The 12,865-nt window shown below is 60.9% G+C and carries 13 protein-coding genes; 7 read left to right on the forward strand and 6 right to left on the reverse strand.

All coding sequences use genetic code 11. The annotated features are described in order from the left end of the window. The 4 genes from JCM12178_RS14605 to JCM12178_RS14620 all read right to left on the reverse strand — a co-directional run. Positions 1-909: 4Fe-4S dicluster domain-containing protein (locus JCM12178_RS14605; RefSeq protein ID WP_054652395.1), on the reverse strand; the 909-nt coding region annotated here is incomplete at its 3' end. Between the two features lie 71 nt (positions 910-980). Beyond that, complete coding sequence (locus JCM12178_RS14610) at positions 981-2,165, reverse strand: pyridoxal phosphate-dependent aminotransferase (protein WP_054652397.1); 1,185 nt, start codon at positions 2,163-2,165, stop codon at positions 981-983. Continuing rightward, positions 2,162-2,923, reverse strand: a complete 762-nt coding sequence (locus JCM12178_RS14615; RefSeq protein ID WP_054652399.1) for a GNAT family N-acetyltransferase — start codon at positions 2,921-2,923, stop codon at positions 2,162-2,164. Before JCM12178_RS14615 ends, JCM12178_RS14610 begins: the two co-directional genes overlap by 4 nt. 297 nt (positions 2,924-3,220) lie before the next feature. Next, positions 3,221-4,609, reverse strand: coding sequence for an FAD-binding oxidoreductase (locus JCM12178_RS14620; protein WP_054652401.1), 1,389 nt, complete (start codon positions 4,607-4,609; stop codon positions 3,221-3,223). 235 nt (positions 4,610-4,844) lie between these two features. Here JCM12178_RS14620 and JCM12178_RS14625 point away from each other — a divergent pair, with 235 nt between their 5' ends. Beyond that, positions 4,845-5,555 (forward strand): GDSL-type esterase/lipase family protein, encoded by a 711-nt coding sequence (locus JCM12178_RS14625; protein ID WP_054652403.1) that lies wholly within the window; start codon positions 4,845-4,847, stop codon positions 5,553-5,555. Positions 5,556-5,634: 79 nt separating this feature from the next. Here JCM12178_RS14625 and JCM12178_RS14630 read toward each other — a convergent pair whose 3' ends face one another. Both JCM12178_RS14630 and JCM12178_RS14635 read right to left on the reverse strand, forming a co-directional pair. After that, complete coding sequence (locus JCM12178_RS14630) at positions 5,635-7,215, reverse strand: HEAT repeat domain-containing protein (protein ID WP_054652405.1); 1,581 nt, start codon at positions 7,213-7,215, stop codon at positions 5,635-5,637. Positions 7,216-7,245: 30 nt separating this feature from the next. Next, positions 7,246-7,704: a chemotaxis protein CheX gene (locus JCM12178_RS14635; protein ID WP_054652407.1), complete on the reverse strand. Its 459-nt coding sequence runs from the start codon at positions 7,702-7,704 to the stop codon at positions 7,246-7,248. 230 nt (positions 7,705-7,934) lie between these two features. Here JCM12178_RS14635 and JCM12178_RS20375 point away from each other — a divergent pair, with 230 nt between their 5' ends. The 6 genes from JCM12178_RS20375 (at position 7,935) to JCM12178_RS14665 (ending at position 12,693) form a co-directional block, all read left to right on the forward strand. Beyond that, on the forward strand, positions 7,935-8,366 hold the full coding sequence (locus tag JCM12178_RS20375; RefSeq protein WP_054652409.1) for an MFS transporter: 432 nt from the start codon (positions 7,935-7,937) through the stop codon (positions 8,364-8,366). Further along, positions 8,305-9,105 (forward strand): MFS transporter, encoded by an 801-nt coding sequence (locus JCM12178_RS14645; RefSeq protein ID WP_083465965.1) that lies wholly within the window; start codon positions 8,305-8,307, stop codon positions 9,103-9,105. The genes JCM12178_RS20375 and JCM12178_RS14645 overlap by 62 nt, the downstream gene beginning before the upstream one ends. Positions 9,106-9,168: 63 nt before the next feature. Then, the gene (locus JCM12178_RS14650) at positions 9,169-10,413 is read left to right on the forward strand and encodes a NupC/NupG family nucleoside CNT transporter (protein ID WP_054652413.1); all 1,245 of its coding nucleotides are present in this window, start codon (positions 9,169-9,171) and stop codon (positions 10,411-10,413) included. Positions 10,414-10,477: 64 nt separating this feature from the next. Then, entirely contained in the window at positions 10,478-11,230 is a 753-nt protein-coding gene (locus JCM12178_RS14655) for an N-acyl homoserine lactonase family protein (RefSeq protein WP_054652415.1), read from the forward strand. Beyond that, positions 11,231-12,142 carry an AEC family transporter gene (locus JCM12178_RS14660; RefSeq protein ID WP_054652417.1) on the forward strand — a complete coding sequence of 304 codons (912 nt, stop codon included), beginning with the start codon at positions 11,231-11,233 and terminating at the stop codon, positions 12,140-12,142. An 86-nt stretch (positions 12,143-12,228) separates the two neighbouring features. Further along, positions 12,229-12,693: a hypothetical protein gene (locus tag JCM12178_RS14665; protein WP_054652419.1), complete on the forward strand. Its 465-nt coding sequence runs from the start codon at positions 12,229-12,231 to the stop codon at positions 12,691-12,693. Positions 12,694-12,865: the final 172 nt, after the last annotated feature.

Raw genomic sequence — 12,865 nt, forward strand, 5'->3', positions numbered from 1 at the left:
CTCCGTCACGGTCCGGGCGTCGGGCTCCCGGCCGAGCATCGCTTCGACAAGGGCGGCGTCCGCGTCGCGGCCGACCACATGACATGGCTTATGATACCCGATAGAGACGGGCCGCACGTCGGATAGCTCATATCGACAATCATGTAAAGCACTTGACAGTGCCAACAGGCTTCCTGCCCATTGCTCTGCTTCCAATTCATCTTCGAACATCCGCTCGGGATATGCACGAAGCGAATGCAGGCAGGAGGCGCAGGGCGTGACAATGGTCGGCCTGCCGTTATCGCGCCATGCGTTCACATTGCGTTCGCAGAGGCGGTCCGCGTCGTCAGGACACCCGGCAAGCCGCAGGGAACCGCCGCAACACTCGAACCGTGACGGCAACAGGACCGCGCCGAGGCCGCTGAGCAGCTCCTTTGAAACGCGCAGCCAGCGCTTACGGGCGTGGCTGGCCGTGCATCCGGCAAAGAGCATTACCGGCTCGCCGCGCAGGGCGTCGCCAAATTCGGTCACGGTGACGAACGGAGCCACGCCCGGACCCGAGCGAACGTCATCGAGCATCTTGAGCATGGGGCCGAGTTTTTCCGGCTGAAAGCGGGAAGGGATCAGTTTGGAGACAAGCCCGGTGGAAGGCCACAGCTCCCGCGCACGGGTCAGCCACGTCTTCCAGAGCCATGCATGGAAATCAGGATGCTCGGCGCGCAGGCGGGCCACTTCCGCGGGTACGTCCACGCCCTGCGGGCACTTCTCCCGGCACCGGCCGCAGCCGAGGCACAGCGAGGCCAGACGGGCGGGGTCTTCCCCTTCCATGGTGCCGAGCAGCATCTTGCTCCGGGGGGAGAGCTCCTCCCGGCTGGTGGCCCGCAGCAGCGGGCAGACTTCCATGCATTTTCCGCAGAGTATGCAGTCCATGTGACAATGCCTCCTGGGGCCGGGACGCCTGGAGGCGTCCCGGCCGTGAAATAGGCATAGTCACTCGTCGACTAGTTGGCAACCGCGGCCAGCGCCTTCACGAACAGGGCGTTTTCAGCCCCACTGCGAACCGTCATCCGCAAGAACCCGCGGTTTTCGATGCCGGTCACGTTGTTGAGATTTGCGGTCAGGAAGCCCTTGGCCGCCAGCCTGTCGGCAAGCTCGCGGGCAGGCAGGGACCGGTGCCGGAACATGACCGTGTTGGTCTGCGAGGAAATCGGTACGATGCCGGTGATGCTCTCCAGTTCGGGCAGGAGCCGTTTTCTGCGCTGCTCTGTCCGGCGGCGACATGCACATACATACGGGTCGTCCATGATGGCTATCTGCGCGGTGTGCAGCGAGGACCACGGCAGCGGGAAAGTTGGCCTGAATGCGTCCACGGCCCGCAGCAGCTCCGGGGTGGAGCACATCAGGTAGCCCACCCGCGCGCTCGGCAGCGCGTACATCTTGGAGAACGTCCGCAGCACCATCAGGTGCGGATGTTCCTGCAGCAGCCTGCTGGCGCTGACAACCGCGTCGTCCCTGTCCGCATACTCGCCGTAAGCCTCGTCCACCACCACCAGTGTGCCGGTGTGCAGGGCGTTTTCACAGACCTCGTTGATGACCGAGAGCGGCAGATACTGGCCGGTGGGGTTCACCGGGTTGCTGATCCAGATGACCTTGGGCAGGTCGCGATGCAGGTGCTCCACGATCTTGCGGGTGGTCATGGCGGTCCAGCGGTAATCCGGGGGCGAGGTGCTCACGGGCAGAATCTCGGCCCCGCACCGCCGGGACATATCCTCGAACACGCTGAAGTTGGGCACCGGGATGAGCGCCTTGTCATCCGGCTCGATCACGGCACGGCAGATCTGGTCGATGACCGACTCCAGCCCTGCGCCGAAGGCCAGCCACTGGGGGTCGATGCCGTGACGCATGGCGATCTGGCGCTTCAAGTGCCGAAAATGGTTGTCCGGATACTCGACGATGTTTCGGGTCACGGTGTCCGCCAGTTCGGGCAGGGTCAGCATCCCGCGAATGAGCGGGGTGACGCCGTCCGTGTTCTTGCCGATGTCGAAACGGTACACCGTTTCCAGCCCATTCAGGTCCATCAGCTCCTGAATGTAGGCCTGCTCGTCCACGTCCTTGCTCACATAGTCGCCCGACTGGTGGGCGAGAGCCTGCTGGGCCTGCGTTGCAAGCATGGTCTGCACGTTCATGCCGCCCTCCCGCGCTCGAGGAGATACCTTCCGGTCTCCCCGGTTTCGGGCAACACCACGCCGGTGGCGCGATAGCCCCGGTTGTTCAGGTACTCGGAGAGAATTTCACGTGTGGTCATGCGAAAACGTGCCGCAGTAGAGAGGTCGGCCTTCTTGAGTTCCGCCAGATTGCGCGGAATCTCGACAAGCACCTTGTCCTCGGCGGGCATCTCTTCTGCCGTGGCCAGCGGGGCTTCGGCCTCGGGCTTCTTGACCGGGACCTCGGTGGTCACCGGGAAGCTCAACAGCATCCGGTCCAGCGGCAGGCCGCGATGCATCTCGCAATCCACGTCATAGCACTCCGGCACGTAGCCGTACGCCTCTGCACCCATCTTGTTCAGGTAGATATGCGCGTTCTTGCACTCCAGCGGGTCGAACGTGCCCGCCATGCTCTTGATGCCCCGCTCCGTGAGCTGAATCATCATCTCCCGGTAGATTGCGCTGCCGACACCCATATTCCGATATTCGGGCAGCACGCCGAACATGTGCGCATAGGCCATGTCCGTCTGGAAAGACGGGATGACCAGCATGAATCCGGCCAGTACGCCGTCCACGAACGCCCCGAGGTTCACGCTCATATACGGATTGTCGAAGGTCAGCGCCTTGAGTGTCACGGGCGACATGGTTCCGTGATCGTCAAGCCCCCAAATCCTGCGCTGAAGATCAATACATTCACGCAACTCACCGTGAGTTTTGATTTTTCTGATATCATGTTCCACTTTTTGCTCACTCCTCTGCCGGATTGCCGACGGTTTTCTTCGGGACCTCTTCCCGCTGAAACCGCACGTGGACCTTCCGGCTGCGGCCACACGTATACGTTTGCCCTGTATCGCGTGACTGTTTGCAGAGTGCATGCCAAAAAAGGCCCGGTTCCACCATTCGTGGAACCGGGCTTCAAAAAAAGCTTATTCTTTCGGTTATATGAATGTGTTATTTTTTATAATCGGCAACAACCATGCGGAAAAGGGAAGAACGACGCGTGCCATTTATGCACACTCGTGAGCAAATTCGGTAGGTTACCACCCTTTTCCCGGATTCATGATACCGCTTGGATCGAACACGGCCTTGACGTCCTGCATTACGGCCCGCTCGAACTCGCCGAGCTGTTCGGGCACGAAATCCTTCTTGGTCAGCCCTGTGCCATGCTCGCCGGAAATGGTTCCGCCGAGGGAGAGCGCGAGCCTGAAGACCTCAACCTTGGCTGCCAACGCGGCTTCTGCCTCTTCCGGCCATGTGGCATTATACATGATATTCACATGGATATTGCCGTCTCCGAGATGCCCGAAGCACATGATGGGCAGGCTGAAGCGGTCGCCAATCCGGTGACATGCTTCCACCGCATCCGGAACCCTCCCGCGCGGCACGGCGATGTCTTCGCCCATCTTGTCCGGTCGAAGGTTGAATGATGCCGGGCTGATCTTGCGCCGCACATCCCACAGGGCGGCCTCGTCTTCCCCGCGCCCCTCAAGGAGCGACAGCGGCCCGGAGTCGTCAAGGGCCTGACGCATCCGTTCGGTCTCTGCCTTTACGGCGCGCTCGGAGCCGTCAACCTGTAGCAGGAGCGCGGCCCCGGTCTCGGCAGGAAGCGGCAAGTCGTCGCTCTGGCGAATAGCTGACAGTGTGGCCCGGTCCATGAACTCACACGCCGCCGGAAGGATGCCTGCCCGAAACAGACTGGCAGCCCCCTCAAGGGCGGAGCGCATCCCGGAAAAACCGGCCAGCACCGAAGCGGTGGCCTCAGGCTTCGGGACAAGCTTCATGACCAGCCGGGTGGCGACCCCCAGTTTGCCCTGCGAACCGCAGAAAAGCCGCTTGAGATCGAGCCCGACCACATCCTTGTGGGAGCGCCCGCCAAGGCGCAGAACGCGCCCGCCGGGGAGGACGGCATCCAGCCCGAGCAGGTAGTCGCGGGTCACGCCGTATTTGACGGCCCGCAGTCCGCCCGCACAGGTGGCGACGTTGCCGCCCACGGTGGAGAAGCCGGAGCTGGCAGGGTCGGGCGGATACAGCATATGCAGCTTGGCGGCCTCGCGTTGGAGGTCGCCGGTTATCACCCCGGGCTCCACCTCGGCCACAAAGTCGTCCGGATCAAGGTCCAGAATCCTGTTCATGCCAAGCAGGGAGATCACGATGCCCGGCACGGCGGGCACGCAGCCGCCCACGGTTCCGGTACCCCGCGCCCGGGGCATGACCGCTATCCGCTCGGCCTCGGCAAACCGCAAAACCTCGGCCACCTGCTCCTCGGTACGGGGCCGGACCACGGCCAGCACGTCACCGGAAAGCCGACTAGAATCCACACCGTGCACCGCCCGGCACGCCTCGGAAAGCGTGCACTCGTCGCCCGGAAACAGGTCGGTCAGGAAGCGCTCGTGCTCGGCGCTCAGTCGTTCAGTGAGTCGGCCCATGGTTTCTCCAGTAAGGCTAGATACGACCAGCCGGACAGGGTGTCAACGCGGTAGAACGGGCAGTGCCATAAACACGTATCGCATGACAACCATGCCATTACCCCACGCTCTCGGCACCTGCCACGACAACGCTCGGGAACATCCACCACGATATAGTATTTTCTCTCATTTTCGCCCGGCCGTATTGATTGCACGGTGGCTGCAATGATAAAGACGGCTACGCTAGGGAGAAACCATGAAACAGTACAAGTTCTTTTCCTTCGGACTTCTTTTCTATTGCACCGTAATCACCGTGGCGCTGGTCGTGCTTATCCAGTCTCTTGGCGGATGGCGGTATATCTATTTCAAGGTAACGCATAACACTGGGGCCACAGCGACACGAGTCGCCAGAATGGAAGTCTTTGACATCCTGCCGGTGGAGAAGGATTCCATCGTCATGCTGGGAGCCTCCAACATGGCGCAGGCTGAATGGCACGAACTCTTCAATTCCACCCGCATCAGAAACAGAGCCATCTCCGGCGACACCGCACATGCCATGCTCCAACGCGTGGATTCCATCCTGCGCCATGAACCGGAAAAACTATTCATCATGGCCGGGGCGAACGATCTCTTTAACACGAATGACGTTCATGCATCACTCAACAGGGTTCTCCAACTGATCGGATACGTTGCAGACAGGTCCGAATCGACCACCATTTACGTGCAGAGCATTCTCCCAGTAAACAATCGCATTTCAAAATACTGGATTGACAACAGAAGCATCGAGTACATCAACGATCACGTCAGAAAATACTGTCTGGACAGAGGAATTCACTACATCGACGTCGCTTCCCTGTTCAAGGACCAGAGTGGAGAGCTTGCGGAGCGTTACACCTACGACGGCGTGCACATCAACGGTATCGGCTACGTAATCTGGCAGAAGAAGCTGTCTGAATTCATCGGATGACCAGCACCGAAACATATTCCGAACACAAAAAACGGGCCGCCCATTCGTCTGGGCGGCCCGAAGTGTTTCTAGCAGTTGACTAGAGCAGTTCGTTGATCTTGGCCTTGAGTTCGTCCGGCTTGAACGGCTTGGTGATGAACGCGGTCACGCCGGTCTTTTCGGCCAGATTCTGCTGGGAGCCTTCGGACTCGGTGGTGACCATGATGATCGGCGTGTCCTCGAAGCCCGGCGTGTTGCGAACCTTGCCCACCAACTCCATGCCGTCCATGACGGGCATGTTCATGTCGGTGAGGATAATGTCGAAGTCCTCGCCCTGCTCGATGAACTCGAAGGCCTCCTGACCGTTGGTGGCGATGAACGGCTCGAAGCCCAGGTCAGTGAGGATGGCGCGGTGCATGGCGCACATGGACTTGGAGTCGTCCGCGGCCAGTGCCTTGCGTGCCCCGGTCTCGATTTCGGGCAGGCGTGCCATGTCCTCGTCCGCGCGGCTGCCGCCGATTTCGGCCAGCAGGGAGCGGAACTCCTCGATGATTTCCGGGTCGCGGGATTCGGACAGCGCGTCGATGAGCATGTCACCGGCCCCGGCGTTCTCGTAGAGCGCGTCGAACAGACGGGCGGCACGGGCATTGATGACGGCTTTGGCAAGCCGTTCGGCCTGATCGTCAGCCGCGCTGATGCGCTTGGTGAGCTGGCTGACCATGCCGGGATTCACGTGTCGTTCAAGCCCGGTCACCACCGCCATGAGGGTCAGCTCCTCGGTCTCGTTCAGGCCGTCCACAAGGCAGATGATGCCCTTCATGGTGCCCACGCGGCCAAGGGCCTCGAAAAGCGCGTAACGGACGTTCGCGGTGGTGGCCAGCCCCTTGTCGAAAGCCGCCACCAGACCATCGGCACAAGCCTTGTCGCCGATGAAGCCGAGCACGTTGGCGGAAAGAATCTTGTGGTCTTCGTCGCCCTTTTCGAATGCGGCGAGAAGCAGCGGGATCACCTGATTGCCAATGGAAATCATGGCGTCGGTGATGATGCGGCGGACCGTGGGGTTCTTGTGGTGCAGCTTCTCCACAAGGAAGGCCAGCGTCTCGTCCGTCTGGATGGAAGCCAGCGCCTCCACCGCCTTCCATGTGGTAATCTCGCAGACTTCGTAGCGTTCGGGCGCCTCGCTCTCGTTCACAACCTGCTTGAGGGCGGGCACGGACTCCTCGTCCTTGAGCTTGCCCAGCGCCTCAATGCACAGCGACTGGATGAAGGGGTCGTCGTTCTGCATGAACTTGCGAAAAACGGGCAGGGTTTCCGGCGTGGAGATATGCGAAAGCGACGTGAGAATTTCCATGAGCCGGTCAGGATCGTCCTCGGTCTCGGCCAGCTTGGTAAGCACAGTGGCGGCCTTGGTGAACCGATGCTCTCCGGCAACGCGGATGCAGAGGATCCGGAATCCGGGATGGCTGTCAGTGAGCCCCTCCACGGTACGGTCTTCATCCTGGGAGAGGACCGCGTTCAGGGCATTGACCACCATGTAATCGATGGAGGTATCCCCTACGGGCGATTTGAGAAGGTCGATAAGCCCCGGTAGGGCCGATGGATCCTTGCTGCCCGCTATTTCGTTCAGGACCGTGATCTGGTCCAGAAATTCTTTTTTGCGGAAATCATCGAGAAGCGGCATGAGGTGCTCCGTTTTTATCAATAACTTCTACTACTCGAAGCAAAATTCGATGGTGAAGCCACCATGGTCCGTGGAAAAGGGGATCGCCATGATGGGGTTTTTCGCCACATGAGAGATGGTATGGTTGTCGCCCATGATGACCGAAGGGGTAGAGCCTTCGAAGACCAGCCCGCGCTCGGCGAGACCGGCTCGGGCCTGTCCGGAGATCATGTTCGTCAGTTCCCCGACCGCGTCCTTGACATCCTGCATGATGTCGTCAATCTCGTCGCCCAGCATGTTCTTGACGATGTTGACGGCACATTTCTTGTCAAACGACATGGAAACGCTGCCCTGTTTGTCGCCGGTGAGCCCCACGAGTCCGGTGACGTCGCCAACGGCAGTGTTGTTCTTTTTGACGTAGGGTTTGCCAACCTTGGGCTGAATAAATGCCATGGTGGACAACACGTCCACTGCAGCCTTGATGAATGGTTTCGCCAGTTCGACGTCCATAAACTACTCCTCTCGGAAAAATCCTGTAGACAGATCGGCTCTCACGCCTCGATACAACAGCGTCCGACACGAATCCCGCAGCCGGCTTCCGGCTCTGGGCAAGTATTTTTGTTAACGGTTTAAGGGGTACCGGTCAAGTCATGTAGCCATAACAACACCCGACCTCCACGCATTTTTCACCTTGCACGGCCATGTTTCAGCGAGTATGCCCGCCCGAGGGAAATATGGCAATGATTGAGACAAACAACGACATGCCCTTCAACACGGCGCTGAAGTGGGTGCTGTTTATCGCCGCGCTGTTCCTGCTCAACTTTCTGGGCCGGATCATCTTCGGACCGCTCATGCCCGTCATCCGCGAAGAGCTGGGCCTGACGCACGCGCAGGCAGGAAGCATCTTTCTCATGATCGGCGTGGGCAACGCGGCAGGCCTGCTCTGCAACGGCCTCGTTTCCAGACGCCTCGGCCACCGCAGAACCGTGGCCCTGTGCAGCCTGCTCGTTGGACTGGCAAGCCTTCTTGTCAGCACCAGCACGGACTTTTCCGGCATTCGCTCCTCACTCTGCTCCTTGGCTTCGTCTCCGGCATCTACCTGCCTCGGGCGTGGCATCCGTCACCGTCCTGACCCGGAAAAAGGATTGGGGCAAGGCCATGGCCGTTCATGAGCTGGCGCCCAACATCGCCTTTGTGGCTGCCCCGCTCCTGGCCGAGGCGGCAGTGCTCGCAGGCGACTGGCGCGATGCCTTCCGCCTCCTCGGCGCACTACAGATCGTCGTCGGACTGCTCTTCTTCCTGCGCGGCAAAGGGGCGGATTTCCCCGGCATTCCGCTCTCCCCGAAATCCGCGCTCCCGATCCTGCGCCGCCCGCTCTTCTGGCTCTTCGCCCTGCTTTTCAGCATCGCCGTGGGCGCGAGCATCGGCCCCTATTCCATGCTGACGCTCTACCTCGTCACCGACCACGGCATGGACCGTGTCGCCGCCAACCAGCTTCTTGCCGCAGCGCGCGTGGCAGGCATCGTTATCCCCTTTGCCGCAGGCTGGATCACCGACCGCCTCGGCGGACGCGCCGCAGTCGGCCTCTACCTCGCCCTCGTGGGCGCGGCCACCGTCTTTCTCGGGCTTACATCAGGCCCGGCCCTCAAGGCCGCCGTACTCATCCAGCCCGCGCTCTCCGTCCTCTTCTACCCTCCGGCCTTCGCGCTGCTCTCTGCAACGTTTCAGGCCGAGGAACGCAGCCTCGCCGTGTCCCTGCTTACCCCCATATCCGCCAGCATCGGGCTCGGTTTGACGCCCACGGTGCTGGGCTGGCTGGGCGACCACGGCCACTTCGGCCTCGGCTTTGCCGGGCAGGGCTGCCTGCTCCTCGCCGCTCTGTTCCTGCTGCCCATGCTCCCCCGCCGCTAAGCCGCTTGCCCCGTATTCCGCCCCGGTGTATGCCAAAGCACCTGCACTGAATTAGGGGGATATATGCAAGAGTTGCAAAGTGTTGCCGGGATTGTGATCCTGACCGGTCTGCTGTGGCTGCTGAGCGAAAACCGCAAGGCGGTCCGCGTCCCGGCCATTCTGGCGGGGCTTGGGCTCCAGTTCGCCATCGCGCTGATAATGTTCAAGGTTCCCGGCATTGAAAGCGTCTTCGCCGCGCTCAACGAGGCGGTAAACGCCATCTCGGACGCCACCCGCGAAGGCACGACCTTCGTGTTCGGCTATCTCGGCGGCGGCCCACTGCCCTTTGAGGAACCATACCCCGGCGCCGCATATGTCCTGGCCTTTCAGGCACTGCCGCTGATTATTGTAGTCAGCGCCCTGTCCGCGCTGCTCTACTACTGGCGCATCCTGCCCCTCATCGTTCAGGGTTTCTCCCTGCTGCTCAAGAAGACCATGCGCATCGGCGGCGCGCTCGGCGTCGGCGTCTCCGCAAACGTCTTCGTGGGTATGATCGAGGCCCCGCTTTTCATCAAGCCATACCTTGCCCGCATGACCCGCAGCGAACTTTTCGCGCTCATGACCGGCGGCATGGCCACCATCGCCGGGACCGTGCTGCTCCTCTACGCGCAGTTCATCAGCGAAGCCGTGCCCAACGCCGTGGGGCATATCCTTACCGCTTCCATCATCTCGGCCCCGGCCGCGCTGGTGGTGGCGCACCTGATGGTCCCGGAAACGCAAAGCGCCACTCAAGGCGACGCCAAACCGCCCCAGATGGCCAGCAGCTCCATGGACGCCGTGACAAAAGGCACCGCAGACGGCCTGCAGATATTCCTCAACGTCATCGCCATGCTCATCGTGCTGGTGGCGCTGGTGGCGCTTGCAAACACCGTCCTCGCCTTCCTGCCCGAAGTCGCTGCCGAGCCGCTGACCCTGCAACGCATCCTCGGCTGGTTCATGCAGCCGGTGGTCTGGCTTATCGGCATCCCGTGGGCCGAAACCCACGCCGCCGGGCAGCTCATGGGCACCAAGACAGTGCTCAACGAGTTCATCGCCTATCTCGACCTCGCGGCACTGCCGACGGATGCTCTCTCGGAGCGCAGCAGGCTTATCATGACCTACGCCATGTGCGGGTTCGCCAACTTCGGCAGCCTCGGCATCATGATCGGCGGGCTGAACGCCATGGTGCCGGAACGCCGCGACGAGATTGTCGCCCTCGGCATGCGCTCGGTGCTCTCAGGCACGGCCGCCACCCTGCTCACAGGCGCGGTGGTGGGCGTGATTCTCTAGAAGGACTTGCCTTCCTCGCCATTGGGAGTATCCTGCACAAAAACCCTTTGAACGAGAGGCAAATATGACCAAGTGGACCATTCACCCCATCGTGATGGGCACCAAGGTGTTCGACAAGGGCATGATGACCTACCAGCACGACTATGGCACGCCCTACACCATCCCCATCTACTGCTGGTATCTTGAGGGCGGCGACAAGACCGTGTTGGTGGATACCGGCGAAATGAGCCCGGTCATCTCCCCGGATCGCGAGCAGGCCATCGGCGGCCCCATCCACACTTTCGAAAAAGGCCTTGCCCAATATGGCATCAAACCCGAGGATGTGGACGTCATCCTGCACACCCATCTCCACAACGACCACTGCGAGAACGACTGGAAATGCTCCAACGCCCGCATCTACGTGCATGAAAAGGAACTGGAACACATTCACGACCCGCATCCGTTGGACTTCCGCTATCTTGAGGATTTCATCGACGACGTAGAGGATAACGGACAGCTCGAAGTCCTGAGCGGCGACGCCGAGCCGCTCTCCGGCATCCGCATGATCCACACCCCCGCACACACCGAAGGCGGCATGTCCATCCTTGTGGAAACCACCGCGGGAACGGTCATGATCTGCGGCTTCTGCACCATCCTCGAAAACCTCTACCCGCCTCAGGAAGTGCGGGCCATGGAGATGGAAGTGATCCCGCCGGGCACCCATATCAATGCCAATGAAGCATACGACATTCTCGTGCGCGCCAAGAACTCCGCAGACATGATCCTGCCGCTGCACGAGCCCAAATTCGCGGCCATGCCGACCATACCGGAGCCATAGATGCATGAGGTCCTGCTGGCCGTGGCCCCGGTCTTCTTCCTCATCCTCGTTGGCCTGCTGCTGCACCGCATGGATTTCCCCTCCCGGGACTTCTGGCCCGCCTCGGAACGACTGACCTACTACGTGCTCTTTCCGGCCATGCTCGTCAGCGGCCTTTCCGGGCGACAGTTCGGTGCAGAGATGCTCACGCTCGCCCTATCCGTGGGCGGCGCACTGATCATCGTCGCCACGCTCATGCTGGCCCTGCGGCCAAGGCTCTCCGTGACCGGCCCCGTGTTCACCTCGCTCTTTCAAGGCAGCATCCGACCCAACACCTACGTGGCGCTCTCCCTTGCCGCAGCCCTGCTCGGCCCGGACTGGATGCGCCTCTCCGCCGTGGCCCTGCTCGTCTCCATTCCACTGGTAAATGTCCTCTGCGTCATCGTCCTCGCCCGACACGGCACCAACCTCGCGACCGGCCCTCTCGGCATCGTCCGGCAACTTGTCGGCAACCCGCTCATCCTTGCCTGTGTGCTCGGCCTCACCCTCAACGCCCTGAACCTCACGCTGCCGGAAACGGTGCATTCACTGCTCAGAATCACCGGAAGCGCCGCCCTGCCCATGGGCCTGCTGGCAGTCGGCGCAGGACTTCGCCCCTCCGCAACCGTCGGGCACCTCCGGCCCGCCCTGACAAGCTCGGCCGCACACCTCATCCTGCTCCCTCTCGTCGCGCTCTGCATCGGATTCTTACTCGGCGGTACAGAGCTTTCCCTGCGCGCAGCCGTGATCTTCACCGCCATCCCGGTCTCGGCCTCCTCCTTCATCCTCGCACGCCAGATGGGCGGCGACCACGAAGCCATGGCCGCCGTCATCACCGTACAGACAGCTCTTTCAGCATTCACCATCCCGATCATCCTCGCCGCTGTGGGCTGACAGAACCCGCCATATGTCCAAGGAGTGCTTGTCTTTCCCGCTGTTTTCTGTGAAAAAGATGTGTCCAAACCTCAAGGAGAACCATCATGGCAATAGATTTCCGTGACTATCTCGAAGAAGCAACCCGTCATGAACAATTCGGTCGCTTCTTCAAAGAAATCGGCATCGGCTTCAAGATCGTCGCTTCCATTCAGGCCAGCAACGTTCACGCCTCCAAGCCCGCCGAAACTCTTGACGACCCCAAAGAATACGAAGAATGGGAAGTCACTCTGCGTCAGGTCAACAAGCCCATCGAGACCTACAAGGTCGGCGTATGGACAGACCTCAAGACCCGTGACTGGGCACAAGGCTTTGAAGGCGCAGAATACGCCCGCTACGTCAGCCGCGACAACATGCCCACCGAAGAAGTGCAGAAAATGTTCGACGAGCTGGTGGAGTTCGCCAAGGAAACCAACCATCTCGACAGCGAAGACGATATATCCGCCATCGACCCTGACGAGCCGATCAAGAAGATCGGCAAAGGTTGCGGCGCAGGCTGCGCTTCCAAATAATCGACGAAGATACATCAAGATTATCAAAGCGGCCCTCTAGACAGGAGGGCCGCTTTTTTTGTGGGAGATAAGACCTCCGGCGGGCAAGAGAGTAACCGCTAGACCGCCCGCGGGCATGCCGATTCGGACATCTGGTCAAGCGACTGTTTCATGTCATGGTACCGGGAGATCG

It is taken from the genome of Salidesulfovibrio brasiliensis JCM 12178, from assembly GCF_001311825.1.
GTDB classification, from domain to species: Bacteria; Desulfobacterota; Desulfovibrionia; order Desulfovibrionales; family Desulfovibrionaceae; genus Pseudodesulfovibrio; species Pseudodesulfovibrio brasiliensis.